The sequence below is a fragment of the Seinonella peptonophila genome (assembly GCF_900129355.1).
GTDB lineage: Bacteria > Bacillota > Bacilli > Thermoactinomycetales > Thermoactinomycetaceae > Seinonella > Seinonella peptonophila.
In genome coordinates this window covers 14,233-33,979 of record NZ_FQVL01000011.1, presented here as the reverse complement: position 1 = coordinate 33,979, position 19,747 = coordinate 14,233, and the positions used below count along the sequence as shown (strand labels likewise).

Sequence of the window (19,747 nt, the reverse complement as noted above, 5' to 3'; positions counted from 1 at the left end):
AATCTCCTGCATTGCTCTTCAATAAAGAGGAGAAAGAAATGGATTCTCTAAAAGCCCATCTTTATTATCTAAAGAGTGATCTTCCATCCTTTAGTTTAGTTAGGTACTTTCTAAATCATTTAAATCCAGAAATACCAAATCAACGTACTTTTTATAACCGCTTAACGAGAGGTTTTTATGATTCATCTTTTTTCGATATCAGCTATATTTCAGATTTAGGATTGAGACGTATGAATGAACCTACTTTATATTTTCTGTCTCTAGCTCGAAAGTACTCTAAAGATTATGTTTATAATGAAAATCAATATGATCAAGTGATTAAACAACTATTTGATCAAATGAATAGAAATGTGAATACATCTCCATATGATTTTGTAGCTTTTGTAAAAAGGAACCTTGATAGACCCGCTTTCTTAAACCATATCATTCGATATTATGTAGATATTTTAGGGGACTGGATCGATGCGGATGTAATGGCTATAGTTATCGTAAATTCATCAAAATTGATGCCAAAAACAAATCAAACAGCGTTGTTAGTGTCTAATTGTGGTAATCTACTAGCCCACACGAGCAATGCGTTATGTCGGGACGCTTATCAATTGGCGTATAGTTTACAAACTAATCCCTACCATCGGTTTACAAATCAATTTCGTATTGCTGTTGCTGAGATTAAAAGGCTGCATCAACCATCAAAAATACTTTCCTCTTTAAAGCGGACGAAATTAGCGGCAAAAGAATTTGGAGATTCAACCAATCAACCACTTAATACGACGTTTTGTTATGGTTTGATACACAATTTAGAGGCTTTATACTATCTCAAACAGAAAAAATTCGAAGAAGCTGGAAAGCAAATTAAAAAAGCATGGTCGATTGTAAAAGAAATCCCTTCTTATTTATTAGCTATGGATCAAGATATTGCTAATCGATATCGCATTCAGATTATAGAAAATCTCGCTTTTTTCGCTGGATTTAGTTCGTCTTGGGAAACATCTATCCCTTTATTTATTGAAGCAGTAGACCTTTGTCGTCAAGTTCACCCTCACTCATTAGCCGAACTTTTATCTATGCTTGGCTATGCTTGTATTCAATTAAATAAATATGAAGAAGCGATAAGTGTTTTAGAAGAGGCGGACCAACTACGATTACATGGTGTTGCAATATCTAAAGCCAATGAGGTTAGAAAAATGTTAGCAGTAGCCCATTATGAGTTGAGACATGACGAACAAGTGGAGTACTGGTTAGACAAGACAATGAAATATCAGGAAGGATTGAAAAATATCCATCTAACGGAGGGATGAAATGAATTCTCAAGACTACATTCGAAAGCTGTTTGCTAAAGAAGATAGACTAAGGATATCAATATCTGAAATCTTAAAAGAAAGTGGTGTTACTGCTCAGTCTATTACCCCAGAAGTAGCTAAGACACTTCAATTGATCGTCAAAATCTCAGGAGCAAAGAATATACTTGAAATAGGAACCTTGGGCGGTTATAGTACTATCTGCCTAGCTAAGGCAACACAAGGAGTCGGGCATGTGACATCGTTGGAAATCAGTCCCTCCCTTTAGGATAGAGGGAGCATGCGTTTTTGAATACAATGATTGATACGCTAGAATTAAGTTATTCAGATACTTTACTCAAAATAGATCGCTTGTTTCAAAAGATCAATATTGAAGGGATAATCGATTAAATACGCTCATGTTAACAAAAGCACAGTTTTGATTCGTCTAGATAGAGTAACAGTTATCATAATCCTTTGTAGTGGTGGTCTGTATAATGAGAGATTTCACTTCTGACATGATTATTGGAGATGAACCTCCACATGCATAGATATTTCGGTGATGGTTTTTCAGAGTAATAAAAAAGAGGTGATCAAATGCTACCACCTGGCGATGCAGATGGATAGAACAAAAAAAGCAGCCTTTACAGGTTGCTTTTTATTTATCAAAAAGTGGAAGAAAAAGCAGCCTAGAATGGGTGAATGAATTATATATGGTATGTTTTTTGAACTAGATACTGGTATAAGAACAATCTTTAGTACTCACTTTCTTTGAGTAATTAACGATACAAAACCAAATTCAATAAAAAAGGAAGATGATGGTTGGGAGTGACCCTCTCTTTAGAGTAAAGTGTAAATAGTGTAATAAGTGTGTTGAGGAGATGCAAATCTATAAAATATGCGGGGGCGGTTGAAGGCAGAGATAACTTCTAACAAACCTTCTAACGTAATATATTTTCTTTGGCTTCGGTTCATTTATGTATCTTTCTAAAAGCCTTGATATCATTGGTTTTCTTTATTTATATAGGTGCTCGTTTTCCCTAATTTCCCTATGTCACGTTACTCGTAATGAAAGGGTATGTACTGGTTTGAGAAAAAAGCAGGAAAGCAAGGGAATCTGGGGATTTATTAAAGGAGGTTGAATCATGAGACAAATCATTGCAATGGGTGGCGGTGGCTTTTCGATGGAGAAGGAAAATCCTCTCCTTGACTTATACATATTGGCTCAATCACAAAAAGAGAAACCCCGAGTTTGTTTTGTTCCTACAGCATCAGGTGATGCAGAAGGATATATTCAAAAGTTTTATCGATGTTTTGAGAAGTTCGAATGTGAGACCGCTCATCTATCGGTTTTTAAAGCCCCAATAGACTTGGAAGGATTCATAGCTGAACAAGACATTTTCTATGTTGGGGGAGGTAATACCCGAAATTTATTACTCCTATGGAAAGATTGGAAAATCGATGAGTTACTAAGAAGGGCCTATCAAAAGGGGGCTATTCTTACAGGGCTGAGTGCTGGATCGATTTGTTGGTTTGAGCAAGGCGTGACTGATTCCTTCCCTGGAAAGTTATCTTCACTAGAATGTTTAGGTTTACTGAAAGGTAGCAATTGCCCCCATTATGATGGTGAAAAAGAGCGGAGACCCAGCTATCACAAACTGATTGAAAATGGGGAAATGACAGATGGGTATGCAGCCGACGATGGGGTAGCTCTTCATTACATAAATGAATCACTACATCGGGTAGTAAGCTCAAGAGAAAATGCAAAAGCCTATTCAGTAAAGAAAGAAGAGGGTTCAGTAGTAGAATCAGAGGTTCGTCCGATCTATTTAAAGGAATCTGCACTGATTTAAATTTCTTTGGGAGCCTTTACATGACCCTAATTTAGAAGGGATGTAGAATCCATGTCAAAAAATAGGTTTTACTGCTCCTGTGACCATACACCTCTTTTTCGTTAAAGATGACCAAATCTTATTACTTCGCAGATATAATACAGGCTATGAAGATGGTAACTATTCAGTAGTAGCAGGACATTTGGACGGAGAGGAAACAGTAAAACAAGTTGCTATACGGGAAGCAAAAGAAGAAGCTGGTGTTCATTTAAAAGAAGAAAATGTAGAAATAGTTGGTGTGATGCATCGTAAGAAGGATGATGAACGTATCGATTTCTTTGCCTGTGTAACCGAGTGGAAGGTGACATTCAAAACCTGGAACCACATAAATGCGATGATCTGCGCTTTTTTCCAGTAGACGATTTACCAGACAATACAATCCCTTATATCGTCAAAGCAATTAAAAACTATAAAGAGGGAAGGCTCGTTGCTTAATAGAAGTCAGAATTGATATACTAAACAGTGAATGCGTTAATCATATCAGCCTTTGCTGTTGCTATATATGTGCCATAAATACACTACCTTATCTAAGTTGTTGTCGATTGCGTTCCAATCAGTAAGACAATTTACGAAGAAGGAGGGGTGTAACAATGGCTTCTCGTAAAACTAAATTTACAATCAAGCTCCAGCCTAGCAATCAACTTTCTCATTTATCCGCCCTATCATGGGGAATGGATGATGATCCACCCATGTGTCGTAGTTCACAATGTAGAACAAATAAAAACGTAATTTGGGACGAAGGCGAATGGAAATGCACAAAGTGTAACCGAATAGTAGATCCAGATTGATTGAGTTTCGATAGTTATAAATATTTGTAACTGATATAATTAGGAATAGCTTAATCATGGCTATTCCTTTTTTATGGAGGCGATGTGAGATTGACAAAAAAAAGGTTTTATGACGCTTTTTTAGACGGATATAAACCAGCGATTCAGTTTGAAACGTATAGTCGTCATTTTAATCGGGTAAGTGATTTACCCTTTCCAAGTTATCAACTTGATGAAGATTTATGTATGTTTTTCCAAACGGAAGAGTTGAAGCAAACATATTTAGATCGCATGAATGGTGTAAATGAAAATTCTTATGAAGAGATTTACATTATGGGGACAACATTGGGGTTTCCCGAAAAATCCGTAGATTTATATGCAAAAGCGAGGGTGCTTGAGGCAAAAACAGGGATATATCCAACAGAGGAAGAGAAGATGTATAAGATTGGAGTAAACTGGGCGGGTTTTGAGTTTGCAGGATTTCTGAATGTATTGGAGCCTGATATACAATGGTTATGGAATACTTATAACCAATCAAAGGCTGTTGAAGAACCATTCTATTTATGGACAGAGGAATCCAGCTATATAGAGGTTCCTTTAGGAGATTTTGAACGATTGGAAGAAGTGAAAGTATACATAATGAAAGAAAGAGGTCTGATTCCAGCGGTGAAAGGTTAAAGAAGTACATATTCAATACAAACAAATATAGCTTCATTCTTTCATCGTGAGCTACAGCTCGCGTTTTTTGTTTGATTTGTAAACCAAAGGAATCACGTAGAACTACGAATATATACATGTTGTAAATATTTAATAGATAAATGGAGGCAAAATGAAATGGAACTGACGTTTCGGAAATTTGAAGAGAGTGATTTAGATTTCCTGAAAAATTGGTTTGAAGATGTAGAGTTGAAAAAGCGGCTAGGTGGAATGTTATCGCTAGATGAATGGTATTTTAGGGTTATTAAAATCCCAAATCAGAAGCATATCATGTTTTTGAATGATGGGAGACCAGTAGGAAAAGTTTGTATTGAAGAGTATGAGAATAAAACAGCAAGTATTAGCCTGTTTGTCAATCCCCAATTGAGAAATCAAGGGTTTGGGAGTAATATTTTGACATATATATTATCCCACCCCATTGTAGGACATTTAGAGTCGATTACAGCATATATTGAACCAGACAATCCGGCAAGTTATTTTTGTTTTAAGAAAGTGGGATTTGTAGATCAAGGAGTTATCAATGAAGATGGTATGAGATTATTATCCTACAAATTAAAGTGATCAGATAGGAATACAAAATGTCCTATTTTTAGTGATAGTATCTCAGAGGTCGCTTTTCAAGGTATTCAGTGCGGAAATCGATTTGCTAAAGTGAGGTTTTGCAATATTCCCCAACCTGAAAAGAATATATTTTTATCGTTTTATTTTCATCAATTGTAGTTTAAAATACTTGCTGTTTTCGTCCTGATGGTTCGTAGCTTCATATTTTTCTGTATAAAGTTGATTAATGGTGGAACCATTACCTTGTGTAATCATCACCAAGTGAAAAATGGTTTAGGTAGGGAGTGACTTAGGAACGTGAAACGAGTCTCCTGAACCATTTTGGGGCGGTAGAGTAACGAAAAATTTTCCAATACATGTTTTGAAATCGCTTCTAGACATATCACCCATTTCTTTGATTCGCATAAGTTGATGAAAAGGATGACAGTGATTCTAAAACCAGCGAAAGTGAAAGTAGTGATTCAAATATGAAGGAAATAGACAAGATCAAACATATCCCTCAACCGATGCGAAAAGATGGAGCAGGCGCCCCTGACTTTGGTCCCAGAGACGTTTTACGCGATCTAGAAAATCCGAACATCCTGGTTCCACCCAAAACAGATTCAGGGCTGATTCCGAATTTGAAATTTTCTTTTTCAGACGCTCATATGCAGTTAAACCATGGGGGTTGGTCTAGGGAGATTACGATTAGGGATTTACCCATCGCCAAAACACTTGCTGGCGTCAATATGAGCTTAACCCCTGGAGGCGTACGAGAACTCCATTGGCATCAACAAGCTGAATGGTCTTACATGATCTTAGGAAGTGCACGTATCACATCTGTTGATCAAAAAGGTCGAAATTTTATAGCCGATGTAGGACCGGGCGATCTTTGGTATTTCCCGCCAGGTATTCCTCACTCTATACAAGGACTGGAAGAAGGATGCGAATTTTTACTTGTATTTGACGATGGGCACTTCTCAGATTTGAATACGTTGTCCATTTCTGATTGGTTTGCACATACACCTAAAGATGTACTATCAGCAAACTTTGGTGTATCAAAAAAAGCTTTTAAACACATTCCCTCCAAGCAAGTGTACATTTACCAGGATGAAGTTCCTGGATCATTGGATAGTCAGGAAATCCAATCCCCTTATGGAACCGTTCCAAAAAGTTTTAAACATCGATTGCTTAAACAAAAGCCGATTGTGACACCTGGGGGAAGTGTCCGTATTGTCGATTCATCCAATTTTCCAATTTCAAAAGCAATCGCGGCGGCTCTGGTCGAAATTAAACCAGGAGCGATGAGAGAACTACATTGGCATCCAAATAACGATGAGTGGCAATATTATCTTACCGGACAAGGGCGTATGACGGTGTTTGCGGGAAATGGAACCGCTCGAACTTTTGACTATCGAGCGGGTGATGTGGGGTATGTTCCGTTTGCATTTGGTCATTATATCCAAAATACAGGCGACGAAACATTATGGTTTTTAGAAATGTTCAAAAGCGATCGCTTTGCTGATGTATCCTTAAATCAATGGATAGCTTTAACACCACATGAGTTAGTTGAAAGCAATCTCCATGTCGATTCAGAACTCATCAATCGACTACGAAAAGAAAAATGGCCTGTGGTAAAATAAGTCCATTTTTCCATACAAACCTTATTGGACCGTCGAAAAGTTCGTAATCGTAGCTCATTCCATTAGTGGACTCCTTGGTTTAAAACTGGCAAACATTTTTCATAATCGTGTAGTGTGATTTGTAGCGATTGGCGCGGCTATTCCGAAAAAAGGGGGATCTTTTCTCTCCATTTTCCCCATCGCCCAACGACTCTTAATGAATTTCATGTTACGTGTGTTTAGGACAAGGCCACCAGCATCAGCGATTCGACAAAGCCTATGTCATGATCTAACGGACAAACAAGCGACTCAGATTATAAATTCATTTGCTCCTGAATCGAGACATCTTTTTACTGATCGCATCGACTTTTCCATTCCTAATGTCGCAACACTTTATGTGAAACTGACAAACGATCTTGAGTTTCCACCCTTGTTACAAGACCAGATGATTGCCAATCTTGCCCCCCAAAGTGTAGAACAGATAGAGGCGGGTCATCTGCCCATGCTTAGTCATTCGCAACACTTGGGCCTTATCCTTCGTAAGTTTATCAATGAAATGGACGAATGAATATTGTTTTATCCAACAGAATGCCAGCACAATCGTACGTGGGATTTGGCTTATTAAAACGAACCGATCACTGATGAACTGCATTTAATTAGAAGAATATACGTATTCAGACGGTACCTTACGCTTATGAAGCCAAGGTATCGTCTTTTTGTTGTGTCCATTTCGTCACCTAGCTTCACGCTACTATGGCAGGCTCCTTTCCAAGGTAGGTATCACAAACAGCCTGCGTAGTCATTGTCACAACCTCGCGGGAAGGTAAGCCAATGAAAAACCGCTCCTGTATTTTTCAACCTATTTTTTGTTGTTTTTTTCACACGGTCGTGCTATTATATTTTTAGCACGGTTGTGCGATAAAAAACAGAGGGGTAACCACATGAACAAAACAGCACGAATACGCTCGCTTGATATCTTACGGGGCTTTGCCATCTTAGGTACATTGTTGACCAATATTTGGATTTTTGCCTATCTAGGTGACTTGAATTACCTGTTCGTTGGACAACAAGATATTTGGTCTTCAGGTGATTCACTCCTTCGCGTTCTTTCATTAGCACTTTTTAATGGCAAGCTCCTCAGTCTCTTAGCCATTATGTTCGGTGTCGGTTTGGAATTAAAGTATCAGCAGAGCTTGCGTAAAGGTCGCGCTTGGCCGGGGATATATCTTTGGGTCTCGTTGATCTTATTTATCGAGGGGCTGTTGCATTTTACACTGGTTATGGAGTATGACATATTGATGAGTTATGCAGTCACTGCTGTAATCGTAGCCTACATCGTAAAACGTGGCGAACGGGCGATTAAATGGGCGATGATCATCTTTGGAAGCATTCATCTCTTGCTTTATCTCGGTGTAACCGTAATTCAATTATCGGGCGCTTCGTTATCCATGGGCAATATGCATGAAGTCGTCCAGCTCTATCAGCAAGGGAGTTGGTTCGAACAAGTGATCTTTCGCCTAAACAATTTTATTTTATTACGTTTAGAATTGATCTTAGCCTTCTCATCAAATATTTTTCTTTTTCTTACGGGTGTCTTATTGATGCGCAAAGGTGCGTTTGCTTCCGATGCACAAGGCATCCACATTCGTCGAAAACTCTTTCGCTATGGATTGCTAATCGGTCTTCCGCTCAACTTATTGGTCTTTGTACCGGGGGGCTCGTTTGACTTAATCGTTCGCTATGTCTTCTCCGCAGTACTCGCAATTGGATACTTAGGCGCATTTAGCTTAATGGCCGAAAAATGGCAAGACTGGCGAATCTGGAATCTCCTCGAACAAACAGGGAAAATGTCGCTGAGTTGTTATGTCTTACAGAATCTGTTCTGCACTGTTCTGTTCTATGGCTGGGGTCTGGGGCTCGGCGGGAAAATGGGTTCCGTGGAAGTTCTATTGATCTGGTTCGGAGTCGCAATGCTACAAATCTTCTTTGCCACCACTTGGTTACGCTTTTTCCAATTTGGACCGATAGAAGCAGCGCGTCGAGGTATTTTAGCACTGATCACCCGTCAATCATGATATAATGTGCAAATGTATCTTCAGTCAAGTAACTTCACTAACGAAGTTGTCCAGCGCAGAAGGAATGGTAATAGAAGGAGTAACTTTCAGGAACTACGAGCCGCATGCGTGATAGCAAAGAGAAGGACGAGGACTTTCTCTTTGCAAAGCGAGTTCCACAGCTCTTGAGCGTACGGTTGCTACGTCTTGAAGACATCTGCGTAGCCCGCCCTTAAAGCTTGACGAATGGAGCAATATTGGAAGATATTTGCTGCATTTTGTGCAAGTCGAACATGTTGACCAAAGGATTGTTATTTATGCCCAAAAAAGTCGATCATCAAAAACAACGGGAAAAGGTTGCCGCGGCAGTCTGGCGTGTGGCGACACGTGAAGGTATTGAAAAAGCCTCTGTGCGCAATATTGCCAAAGAGGCGGGGCTTCCTGTGAGTACCATGCGTCATTATTTCACGAATCAATCGGAATTGCTGTTATTTGCCATGAAATCAATTCTAAGTGGAATTGAACAACGCGTTTACGAAAAAATCAGACGAGATTATACGGAAAATCCAGATATGACAGCGTTTGAAGCAGCCAAACGAATGTCTATGTTCTTTATTCATATTGATCATGAATTGGAAATAAAGATTTGGTTATCATTTACAGCTAAATCACTCTATGATGCAGAGATGAAACAATTGAGTAATGAAATGTACATGGATCTATATGGTGCAATGAAACAAGTGATCGAGGTTCTCCAACAAGCCAAGTTGACCAAGGTAGATCTTGATGTTGAACTTGAGATAGACCGACTCTATGCTCTCGTCGATGGGATTGCCATCCATCGGTTAATCAAGCCTGACTGGATGACTCGAGCGAAAGCAGAACGGTTAATCACCCATCATTTAGAAAGTCTCTTAAGAACTTGATATATGCCAATGAAATGCTTTTTCTATGTTTAATCTGTCAAGATAAACAATCTTGGTAAACTCTAGTTCCAGTCCCTTTTCGTCTATGAATTGTACGAAGCTCGTAATAACATACTGGTCTTCATCTGAAATAGTGTCTGCGACATAAGTAAAGTCTTCGGGGGTTGATAGGATATTTGTGTTATATATCCGACTTCTAACAAACTTCTAACGGATTTCTAACGAAGTATATTTTCTTGTATTCTTTTATATTGCTCTATATTGCCAGAAACCCTAATAGATTGCGCTATATTGCGTTAGGTTTCCCCCTATTTTCGCCCGGCCTATAACTTGAAAACAGTTGTACGTGTGGTAATAAGCCAATGGGGTTGTTTGAATCTTAATTATTAAGGATTCAGCTTGCAAATCATCTGCATGTTGGGTAACAATTTGGTAACACACTACTGTGAACTAGGGTGAATTTAACACTTAGACAACCTAGATAGACAATGAAGAACCTCAATAAAATCAATAAAAAGACACTCCAATGAACAAAATTGCATGTATGGCTCGACTCTCGTAATGATGAGGTCGCAGGTTCGAATCCTGTTGTCAGGACCAGTTAGAACCCTTGTGTATCAGGGGGTTTTGTGTTTTTGCGGTAGGTATATTTTTAGATTTTTACCCTATCCACCATCGTCTTATTTGACTACTATTTTTCTTATTAACCACTTTTGATGACTATAAGGTGGTTATCTTCTATATAATGATAACATTCTGAAAAAAATTATATATATATTTGTGCACATTATCTTGTAATGGTTATATCCCTTCTAAAAGGGGGTACGTCCTAGATAACTCCAAAAGCGGCATAATAGATAGATATACTTTCCAGCACATTGAAGATGGCTATTGTGAACGTTACAAGCTGATAAGAGAAGAGGAAATTGAGGTTGCGTTAAGACGAGAATTGGAGGAAGAAACAGGCATATTGTGTGAGGATTTCGAATTGAAAACAGCTTGGTCAGTTATGCGGCATGATGGAGTACAGCTTCATATACTTTTGTATAAAGCGAATTACAATAATCAAGCTATTCGTCTTAGCTCTGAACATGATGGTTATCAATGGGTAGGATTGGAGGACGAAATGATATCAACAATGCCAAGTTGGATTACAAAAGCCATTACCAAAATGATGAAATGAATGACAATCTTACCATATGCTTCTTAAACAGTGAATTTCTGTTAGGGTCAGAGCAAAGACTTTCTATATTTCATGGGTGTATTGATTGTGAAGCGATCAATACTTCTCCAATTAGTAATAGCGCTTGTCTCTAGAAAAAGAGACAAGCGCTTTGGATTTTGCGTAAGTTCAAGTATCAATAAGTTTACCATCAAAAGAAAATTCAACATTGCTAGGGAGTTGGCGGCTAGTAATGTCAATATCATGTGACATATGCGTTAAAATCATCTGGTGTGCATTGAGATGATTTTTGAGTTTAATTGCTTCTTGTACATCATATACAGATCTTTTTTCCTGATTTGGTCTGGTAGATTCGTCCCAATAAGATGCTCCCATGATAATAAGGTCGAGATTAAAAAAAGGTGTCATTTGTTCATCAGACATATTGATAGCATCTGAGATATAGGCCCAAACGAATCCTAGTCTTGTGAATTTAATTCCATAACTATATCCATTATGACCATGGTTTACTTTATGAAAACTTATTTCGTATTCGTCTGTTTTCCATGTTGTAGTACCAATGAATTGAATTTGTGTTCTGTTATGTAAATAAGGATAACGATCTTTAAGTGTTTTTATTACATCCATTGGACTAATTACTAAAAGACTCTTATTATTCCAAAAACAGAGGTCGGCAAGATCACCAAAGCCAGCTATATGGTCATTGTGAGCATGAGTAACAAGCAAAAGGTCAGGTATATGAATCTGATATTCTAAAAATTGTTGCCGAAAATCTGGCGAGACATCAATTAAGATCTTCTGGGTTGAATCAATAAAAGCACTAGGTCTTTTTCTAACATTGTCACTTCCGATACAAATGTTGCAATTACAAAGCATACGAGGTACACCTTGTGCATCGCTTGTTCCTAGAAAGCGAAGAGTCCCCATCGGTTTCACCTCTTAAATCCCCTGTTTGAGCTGCTATATAAGCAGGAGAAAGCGTAATTCTCTAACAATCGGGGCGATTCTTTTCTTCAATCTCCTTGCATTAGTGAATCTGTGTGAATTGAATTGATCATCGAGGAAAATGAGAAAGTCATCTCCACTATTTGTCCCATTGGGACAAAAATCATGGAATTTAGCATGACATATCTCACAAAGAGTCAATCCATTAAGCAAGACGTTTGCTAACAATGGATAGGAGCTTTGTGAGAAGAGATGATGGATCTGTCGTTGTCTCTTACTGGACGAACATAGTTGGCAGCAATCGTTATCTCTTTTTTTGATTGTTCTTTTTTGTTCATCTGAAAACCCACGCATTCTTACACCTCGATTGGTTTATTGTAAGAGAAGATGCAGAGTGCCGACAAAATGTATTGTACTAGATAAAAACTTAATATTCAATCTTTTATAAGCATCTCTAAGTGCATTAGCTTTTTTTGGTAGATCCACTAACTGATGCATCTTTTCCGTGTAAAGATGGCTTCATATAAAACCAAATTTACAATTAAGCTTCAACTTTGCAATCTATTGCCTTATATATCTGCTCTATCATGGGGAATGGATGATGAATTACACTAGGGAATTGATTTCCCTAGTGTAGATATTTTTAATCATTCAACGGGTTTATTTTTTTAGTTTTAGGAGAGCTAACGATGCTTCCAATCGAATCTTATCATCATCAGACTTCAGAAGACCCCTCAATGTTTCCTTTGCTTCCTCCTCTATTTGAAGATTTTTTTCATGGAGAGTTGGTATGAGATTCCTTGGAAGGTATTGTTCAATATCTGCTTCTTCAAAGTGATGCTTCCATTTGGTTACTGTCGGAATATTGTTCAAAAGCTTCTAGACTTCATTATTCATATCTTTTCTTTTAATTACTTTTACCCACTCGCATTTTCGTTGCTGGGCACAATGAATATCTTCATATTCAGGATCATATCTATATTCCTCCACGATCCCAATGTGACAATCTTCTCCATTTGGAACTAAAATCACGTCTCCAGCTTTCATGGTTAAAGCAATAGCACATAAATTAATGCAACAACCTTATTCTGATTATAGTGTTTTATTATAAAAAAGTATGATAGTATTCTCTATATTGTAATATAATGCCCCCTATTACACGAGAGCGTGTCTTTTTCCTTTTTTCTTCCCTTTTTCCCTAAACTTTGGCTATTCAACAGACCTGAAAATGATTTATATTTTAAATATCGATAAAAAATAAGGATGTATTCAACATGCAATTTCAATTAAGTAAAAAATATTTATACGCGTTTATCCTTGTCTTCATAATAGAAATCATTATAGCCACTTTCATTGACAATAGTTTTATCAGGTCATACGTTGGTGATGTTTTGGTTGTAGTGCTGATTTACTGTTTCATTAAAGCATTTATAGCAACCAAATTTAAACAGTTTCCGTTGTGTATATTCATTTTTGCCCTTTTAGTAGAAATTGGACAGTATTTCAATCTAGTAAGGTTACTTAATCTTGACGACTATGAGATTGCGCGGATAATTATTGGGACTACATTAGATTTAAAGGATATTGCCTGTTACTTGGTGGGCTGTGTTGGGTTGTTCCTGTTTGAAAAGTTAAAACAGCGCACAGTTGATAAAAGAAATAAGGGAAAGATGACTTGAGAACCCTATTACTCAAGTCATTTATTTATGTATTAAGCCACATGTTAGGCTCCAGCACAAATCGATACCAGAGTAGAGATATCTAACTTGTTAATATCTACATTCTTCAGATCATTTACCACGCTACTATCACTCCTTTTGGATAGATCAAACTTTATCCTCTCTACATTGCAATAATAGTTCTGTCTGATTTGGTAAATGCAACCATAGATAGATTAATTCGCGAATGTTACGAGTTACCTGTATACAATACATTAAAGGATGCAGCAAACGAAGTACGCAAGAAATCTTATCGTGTCCTATATGACCAAGTTTATCAGCAGCTAGAAGAAGAGCAAAAACAAACGATTGATATGTTATTTCAAACAGTTGAAGGTTCAACATATAGCATTTGGAATCATTTAAAAGAAGATGCGAAAAGTGCTACTATTACCCACTTACGAGATCTTCTTGTCCACCGAGATTGGTTGATTGATCAGCAGATTCCCACCGATATGTTGAAAGATATTCCTCTCGAGAAAATGAAACAAACGGCTGCAGAAGCAAAAACCCTTACATCGGGTCGTATGGCTGAAATGGAAGTCAAGAAAAGATATGCCCTTGCTGTTTCTTTGGTATACGTTCAATTATCGAAAATATTAGATAACATTGGCGAGATGGCAGTAAAGCGAATGTCCAGTATTCATAAAAAAGGACGTGAGTATTTAAAGGATTACAAAGAAAAAAGAGAGAAGCAAACCGATTCACTTGTTGCTACCCTTCACGATGTACTAGTAGCTTATCAAACAGAAGGAGAAGCAGAGGCACGAATCCAAGCTATTCAAAAAGTAATTGGAGAACAGGAAGAACAGATCTTGCGAGATTTCGAATCTCATTTAGCACTCAGTAGGGACTATTATTACTTGTTCTTGTGGCGGTTTTATAAAAGTCATCGTTCTACTTTCTTTAAAATCACCCACTCTCTTCCTTTTCGTTCTACGAATCAGAATACCGCTTTAGAAGAAGCTATTTCGTTTCTTCTACCCCATCAACATACTCGTAAAGAATGGATTTCAGTAGTTCAGGAGGAGAAGTTAGGTCCTTGGAAAAGAGAAGTGACCTCCTTACTCGATTTATCTTGGATTCCCGATGCTTGGTGGAAATGGCTCACTTCCAAAGGGAAGAAAGAAACAATGCCAGAAGAAATAAATCGTCGTCATTTTGAAATATGCGTTTTCTCTCAGATCGTGTTGAACTTAAAAGCAGGTGACTTGTACATAGAAGGAAGCGAAAAATATGCAGATTACCGAAAGCAACTGGTTTCTTGGGAAGAATATGAGGAGAAGGTGGAAGAATTTTGCGAGCAAGTGAATTTACCGTCTACAGCCAATGATTTTGTGAAAAAGATAAAAAAGCAGTTTCAACAAGTAGCTAGAAAGACAGATCAATCCTTCCCACGTAATGAACAGGTACGAATTGAAAATGGAGAAGTAGTGTTCAGCAAGATAAAAAAGAAAAAGATTCCCCCAGAACTAAAAAAGTTAGAAACTTATATTGCTCAGAAGTTGGAACCCGTCCATGTTTTAGATGTACTTTGGGATAGTGAGCATTGGCTTAATTGGGCTCGTTTCTTTGGTCCTATTTCCGGTCATGAGACGAAAATAGAAAATTCTGTTGAACGATACTTGATTAATACTTTTTGTTACGGGTGCAATTTAGGACCCACTCAAACCGCTCGATCATTAGGTGACCTGGATCGCCAGCAAATTTCTTGGGTGAACCAACGTCATGTTACGATAGAGGATCTGGATAAAGCGATTCAATATATTATCAATGCTTACAACCATTTTGCTCTTCCGAAACATTGGGGAGACGGCAAGCGAGCTGCAGCGGATGGGACCAAGTGGGATTTATATGAGCAAAATCTATTATTGGAAAAGCATATTCGTCATGGTGGCTATGGTGGAATTGGATACTATCATACCTCGGACACGTATATTGCTTTGTTTAGTAACTTTAATCCTTGCGGAGTCTGGGAAGGCGTTCATATTTTAGATATTTTAATGAATGAAGGAAAAGTGGAGATCCAACCTGATGTTCTTCACGCTGATACACAGGGACAAAGTGTGACCATCTTTGGACTTTCTACCTTATTAAGTATTCAACTGATGCCCCGAATCCGTAACTGGAAAGACTTAAAAATGTTCCGACCTACGAAAGAGGATAGGTATGAACACATCGATGAGCTATTTTCAAGTGAAATTGATTGGGAACTGATTGAAACATATTATTCGGACATGATTCATGTAGCCATGTCTATCAAAGCAGGAACGATTACTCCTTCTACCATTCTTAATAAATTAGGAACCTATAGCCAAAAAAATAAGTTGTATCAAGCCTTTCGGGAACTTGGAAGAGTGATGCGTACCATGTTTTTACTTCAATACATGTCGGATGAGGAGCTAAGAAGTACTATTTAATCTGCTACGAATAAAAGCGAAGCGTTTAATGGTTTTACAAAATGGCTATCTTTTGGAGGAGAAGGGGTTATTGCTGAAAATGATCGGGACAAACTGCGAAAAGTGATTAAATATAATCATCTTGTGGCCAATTGCTTGATCTTTTATAACGTTTTCTCTTTATCTCATATCATTCAAGAATATATCCAAGAAGGCAACGAGTATAACGAAGAATTACTCGCCTATTTAAGCCCTTATGTAACTGCACATGTCAATCGATTTGATATTTACCAAATCGATTCTAACCGTAAACCACCAAATCTCTCATTTGAGGTACTAAGGGTCGTATGATAACTTAAAAAAAGATTGTCTTTATTCATGAAAAAGGGAGATTTATAATGGATAAAAAAGGAATAATCAATATTGATGGTTTTGAATTAGCTTATCGTATTGAAGGGAAAGGAACTCCAGTACTTGTGGTTGGCAGTGCAGTCTATTATCCTCAACTCTTTTCCAAAGAGATAAGAAAAGAATTAAAACTTATTTTTATTGACCATAGAGGTCATGTAATACCACCGCGGAAATTAAAATCAGAGGACTATACACTGGATCGGATATTAGAGGATATAGAGACAATAAGAGAAACACTTCATTTAGAGAATTTTATTATACTGGGTCACTCAGGGAATGCCTTTCTTGCCTTTGAATATGCGATCAAATATCCCACACATGTTAGAAAAGTTATTTTATTAAATACAGCACCTACAAATAGCCAAGAAAGACAAGCACAAAGTATCGCTTTCTTTAATGAAACCGCAAGTCCTGAAAGAAAAAAGAAGTTTGAAAAAGATATTTCATTCCTTGCAAACGATATAAAAAAAGAACCAGAAAGACGGTTTGCTCATATGTGTATTCGAATGGGTGCACACAGCTTTTATGATTATACATTTGATGCAGCTTACATGTGGAACGGGGTGTATACAAGCATGCAAGTTATCGACTACCTATGGGGGAAGGCTTTTGCACAACTAAATATAAAACAGTCTTTAACTCATTTGGATAAACCCGTATTCCTTGGTGTAGGAAAATATGATTATTTAGTAGGACCCTTCTCGTTGTGGGATTCTATTGAGGAGAAATTTACAAATGTAAGAAAGGTAATTTTTGGCCATAGTGGACACAATCCCATGTTTGAAGAGCCAAATTCGTTTAATACTCATTTAATCAAATGGATTTATGAAGACATTTAAAATCATAGAATCTCTAACATTAGCCAATAACGAAAAAACTCAAATACTCGTCGTATTCTCTAGCAGAATGTGACGAGTTTTTTTGTTATAATTGTATATAACACCATATTATGGAATGTTAACAGCCTGAAAACTCGTCATGTTCTACATGGAGACTGTAACAAGGGGTGCGATAATGAACAAATAGATTGCATGGGATGATTATTATACTTATTTAGAACACAAAGGATTAAGCCCTACAACCATTACCTCCCATAGATCTTCTATCAACCGTTTCATTCTTTGGATCGAGCAAAAAGAAACTCACATGGCGGACAGTGAAGAATTAACCATCTTACAAAAAGCATTTCAAAAACATATCCAGCTTTTCAAAAAATCTGCAAGTAGAGAGTTGAAATGGAAAGCAGGAACCATCAACTTAACGATCCGTCATTTAAAACAGTGCTTTACTTGGTTGCTTGAACAAAAGTTGATCCCAGATAACCCAGCGAAAGAAATCAAATACATACCTGAAAATCGATTACAGCCAAAATGGATTACAGAACAACAGGAACGTAAGTTATTTGCAGAACTGCGTTTACTTCTCGGCAACCCCAAAAATATGGAAAAATCATTCGGGAATATGCAATGATTGCATTGATGTACTTCACAGGAATACGGGTAGAAGAAAATATGTAATTTGAAGTTATCTGATGTACAGATCCATGAACGCTCTGGTTGGATTTATATCTATGGAAAAGATAACAAACAGCGTAAAGTTGATCTCAATAAGTCTATCCGTAAGGTCTTAAAGCAATATAAAAAGGAATATCAAGGAGATTTAAAAGGGGAATATCTCTTTGATTCACAAAGATCGAATCAAGTTACAACTCGAGGGGTTCAACATATCATTGAAAATTACGCTACATGATTGAATATGACAGATCTTACTTGTCATGCATTACGCCATACTTGTTTACACAATCTTGTTAAGGCAGGTATTCCTCTCTCCACTGTAGCAGAAATAGCAGGTCATTTAAAAGTGGATGGCACACCTAATATTGACATGACTTTACGTTATATCAAACCAGGTAAAGAGGAAAAAGCTAATGCGATGGAAGCAATAAGTTGGGATTAGTAGGGGAATTGGAAAAATTTTCAGATGTGGTCCCTCATTCCTCGAATCGTTCACATACCCCATGATCAGTTCAGTCATTGAAGCAGTGAAATTATAATATAGAAAAGTCAAAGAATCTCCCTTAATGCGTGTTCTGTCAGGAGGATTCTTTGACTTTGTTTTTATATTTTATGATGTCTCTGTTTGAAACGTATAATTCGTGCCTCGATCTCATCTCTTACACGTCGAAAAGTAGCTTGAATTTGATCTTCTGTACCTTGTGCCTTTGCTGGATCACCGAATCCCCAATGATCGCGCTTCACATGAGGTGGTGTCATCGGACATTTGTCGTTCGCATCTCCGCAGAGTGTAACGACATAATCAGCTCGATTGAGCAAGTCAGGATCAATGATATTCGATGTTTGGGTGGAAATATCTATACCCTTTTCCGCCATGATTTCCACTGCTTTTGGATTGACTCTGTGTGCCTCAATCCCTGCACTATAGACCTCAAATTTGTCACTTAAATACCTCTTTCCAAACCCTTCCGCGATTTGACTACGACAGGAATTTCCAGTGCAAAGAAAATAAATGATTTTCTTTTTGTTCATGACGCGACCTCCTTTATGTTTCTTTTTGTGTTAGAAAGTATTTCCGTCTGAACCAAAATGCCACATTGACTAAGCCGATCAAAACAGGCACTTCCACCAATGGGTCAATCACAGCAGCAAAGGCAACTCCCGAGCGGATTCCAAAAACTCTGATCGCAACCGCAATGGCTAATTCGAAGTTGTTACTGGCAGCGGTAAAAGAGGGAGACGGATTTGGAATAGTGTCGGCTCCGACCTTTTTTCCCATATAAAATAAGATTAAGAACATCACAACAAAGTAAATGAGTAAGAGGGGATTGTAATTTGTAATACGTCTAAAGGAAGCTCTAGAACAATATCACCTTTTAAAGAAAACATAACAATGATCGTGAAGAGAAATGAAACTAAGGTGATAGGGCTAATAACAGGAATAAAACGATTTTCATACCTTTTTTTCCTTTTGTTATTACTAATGTGAGTCGTGTAACCATGCCTGCAAAGAACGGGATACCGAGATGATGAGAACGCTTTGGGCAACTTGTCCCATCGTAATATCAACGACCTGCCCATTCAATCCAAGCCAATCAGGAAGTAATGTGATAAAGAAGTAAGCATAATCGAGTAAAAGAGAATCTGAAAAACAGAATTAAAAGCAACCAAGCCAGCCGCATATTCTCGATTGCCATTAGCGAGATCGTTCCACACAATTACCATTGCAATACACCGAGCTAATCCAATCTGAATAAAGTAATATAATTTTTTTGCACAACA

18 protein-coding genes and 3 pseudogenes are annotated in these 19,747 nt (G+C 37.6%); 16 read left to right on the top strand and 5 right to left on the bottom strand.

Annotated elements, in window-relative coordinates; translation table 11 throughout:
• Positions 1 to 38: 38 nt before the first annotated feature.
• The 11 genes from BUB71_RS14675 to BUB71_RS20230 all read left to right on the top strand — a co-directional run bounded on the left by BUB71_RS14675 (position 39) and on the right by BUB71_RS20230 (position 10,978).
• On the top strand, positions 39 to 1,298 hold the full coding sequence (locus BUB71_RS14675; RefSeq protein WP_073156249.1) for a tetratricopeptide repeat protein: 1,260 nt from the start codon (positions 39 to 41) through the stop codon (positions 1,296 to 1,298).
• A gap of 1 nt (position 1,299) precedes the next feature.
• Positions 1,300 to 1,566: an O-methyltransferase gene (locus BUB71_RS14670; protein ID WP_073156245.1), complete on the top strand. Its 267-nt coding sequence runs from the start codon at positions 1,300 to 1,302 to the stop codon at positions 1,564 to 1,566.
• A gap of 856 nt (positions 1,567 to 2,422) precedes the next feature.
• The gene (locus BUB71_RS14665; protein ID WP_073156241.1) at positions 2,423 to 3,130 is read left to right on the top strand and encodes a Type 1 glutamine amidotransferase-like domain-containing protein; all 708 of its coding nucleotides are present in this window, start codon (positions 2,423 to 2,425) and stop codon (positions 3,128 to 3,130) included.
• A 79-nt stretch (positions 3,131 to 3,209) separates the two neighbouring features.
• Positions 3,210 to 3,527, top strand: a complete 318-nt coding sequence (locus BUB71_RS14660; RefSeq protein WP_422785151.1) for an NUDIX domain-containing protein — start codon at positions 3,210 to 3,212, stop codon at positions 3,525 to 3,527.
• Positions 3,528 to 4,047: 520 nt separating this feature from the next.
• The gene (locus BUB71_RS14650) at positions 4,048 to 4,614 is read left to right on the top strand and encodes a hypothetical protein (RefSeq protein WP_073156235.1); all 567 of its coding nucleotides are present in this window, start codon (positions 4,048 to 4,050) and stop codon (positions 4,612 to 4,614) included.
• A 156-nt stretch (positions 4,615 to 4,770) separates the two neighbouring features.
• Complete coding sequence (locus tag BUB71_RS14645; protein WP_073156232.1) at positions 4,771 to 5,214, top strand: GNAT family N-acetyltransferase; 444 nt, start codon at positions 4,771 to 4,773, stop codon at positions 5,212 to 5,214.
• A gap of 467 nt (positions 5,215 to 5,681) precedes the next feature.
• Positions 5,682 to 6,836 carry an oxalate decarboxylase family bicupin gene (locus tag BUB71_RS14640; protein ID WP_073156229.1) on the top strand — a complete coding sequence of 385 codons (1,155 nt, stop codon included), beginning with the start codon at positions 5,682 to 5,684 and terminating at the stop codon, positions 6,834 to 6,836.
• Positions 6,837 to 7,050: 214 nt separating this feature from the next.
• Positions 7,051 to 7,383 (top strand): hypothetical protein, encoded by a 333-nt coding sequence (locus tag BUB71_RS14635; RefSeq protein ID WP_139279134.1) that lies wholly within the window; start codon positions 7,051 to 7,053, stop codon positions 7,381 to 7,383.
• Between the two features lie 373 nt (positions 7,384 to 7,756).
• Positions 7,757 to 8,890, top strand: a complete 1,134-nt coding sequence (locus tag BUB71_RS14630; RefSeq protein ID WP_073156222.1) for a DUF418 domain-containing protein — start codon at positions 7,757 to 7,759, stop codon at positions 8,888 to 8,890.
• 296 nt (positions 8,891 to 9,186) lie between these two features.
• On the top strand, positions 9,187 to 9,795 hold the full coding sequence (locus BUB71_RS14625) for a TetR/AcrR family transcriptional regulator (protein WP_073156219.1): 609 nt from the start codon (positions 9,187 to 9,189) through the stop codon (positions 9,793 to 9,795).
• 778 nt (positions 9,796 to 10,573) lie between these two features.
• Entirely contained in the window at positions 10,574 to 10,978 is a 405-nt protein-coding gene (locus tag BUB71_RS20230) for an NUDIX domain-containing protein (RefSeq protein ID WP_073156216.1), read from the top strand.
• A gap of 168 nt (positions 10,979 to 11,146) precedes the next feature.
• Here the strand turns inward: BUB71_RS20230 and BUB71_RS14615 are convergent, their stop codons facing one another.
• Together BUB71_RS14615 and BUB71_RS20360 are read right to left on the bottom strand one after the other, a co-directional pair.
• Positions 11,147 to 11,905 (bottom strand): MBL fold metallo-hydrolase, encoded by a 759-nt coding sequence (locus tag BUB71_RS14615; protein ID WP_073156211.1) that lies wholly within the window; start codon positions 11,903 to 11,905, stop codon positions 11,147 to 11,149.
• A 33-nt stretch (positions 11,906 to 11,938) separates the two neighbouring features.
• Positions 11,939 to 12,277 carry an HNH endonuclease gene (locus tag BUB71_RS20360; protein ID WP_422785150.1) on the bottom strand — a complete coding sequence of 113 codons (339 nt, stop codon included), beginning with the start codon at positions 12,275 to 12,277 and terminating at the stop codon, positions 11,939 to 11,941.
• Between the two features lie 920 nt (positions 12,278 to 13,197).
• Here BUB71_RS20360 and BUB71_RS14610 point away from each other — a divergent pair.
• The 5 genes and pseudogenes from BUB71_RS14610 (at position 13,198) to BUB71_RS20040 (ending at position 18,407) form a co-directional block, all read left to right on the top strand.
• Positions 13,198 to 13,602 carry a ribosomal maturation YjgA family protein gene (locus BUB71_RS14610; RefSeq protein WP_073156208.1) on the top strand — a complete coding sequence of 135 codons (405 nt, stop codon included), beginning with the start codon at positions 13,198 to 13,200 and terminating at the stop codon, positions 13,600 to 13,602.
• 353 nt (positions 13,603 to 13,955) lie between these two features.
• Positions 13,956 to 16,391 (top strand): annotated as a pseudogene (locus tag BUB71_RS20045) (Tn3 family transposase).
• Between the two features lie 47 nt (positions 16,392 to 16,438).
• The gene (locus tag BUB71_RS14600; RefSeq protein WP_073156205.1) at positions 16,439 to 17,290 is read left to right on the top strand and encodes an alpha/beta fold hydrolase; all 852 of its coding nucleotides are present in this window, start codon (positions 16,439 to 16,441) and stop codon (positions 17,288 to 17,290) included.
• 187 nt (positions 17,291 to 17,477) lie between these two features.
• Positions 17,478 to 17,921 carry a phage integrase N-terminal SAM-like domain-containing protein gene (locus BUB71_RS14595; protein ID WP_084731617.1) on the top strand — a complete coding sequence of 148 codons (444 nt, stop codon included), beginning with the start codon at positions 17,478 to 17,480 and terminating at the stop codon, positions 17,919 to 17,921.
• Between the two features lie 48 nt (positions 17,922 to 17,969).
• Positions 17,970 to 18,407, top strand: a pseudogene (locus BUB71_RS20040) (tyrosine-type recombinase/integrase).
• A 161-nt stretch (positions 18,408 to 18,568) separates the two neighbouring features.
• Here the strand turns inward: BUB71_RS20040 and arsC are convergent.
• From arsC to BUB71_RS20030, 3 genes and pseudogenes are all read right to left on the bottom strand, one after another.
• On the bottom strand, positions 18,569 to 18,997 hold the full coding sequence (gene arsC / locus BUB71_RS14580) for an arsenate reductase (thioredoxin) (protein WP_073156192.1): 429 nt from the start codon (positions 18,995 to 18,997) through the stop codon (positions 18,569 to 18,571).
• 13 nt (positions 18,998 to 19,010) lie between these two features.
• Positions 19,011 to 19,244, bottom strand: coding sequence for an arsenic resistance protein (locus tag BUB71_RS20035; protein ID WP_245815649.1), 234 nt, complete (start codon positions 19,242 to 19,244; stop codon positions 19,011 to 19,013).
• Between the two features lie 20 nt (positions 19,245 to 19,264).
• Positions 19,265 to 19,690 (bottom strand): annotated as a pseudogene (locus tag BUB71_RS20030) (arsenic resistance protein).
• Between the last annotated feature and the right edge of the window lie 57 nt (positions 19,691 to 19,747).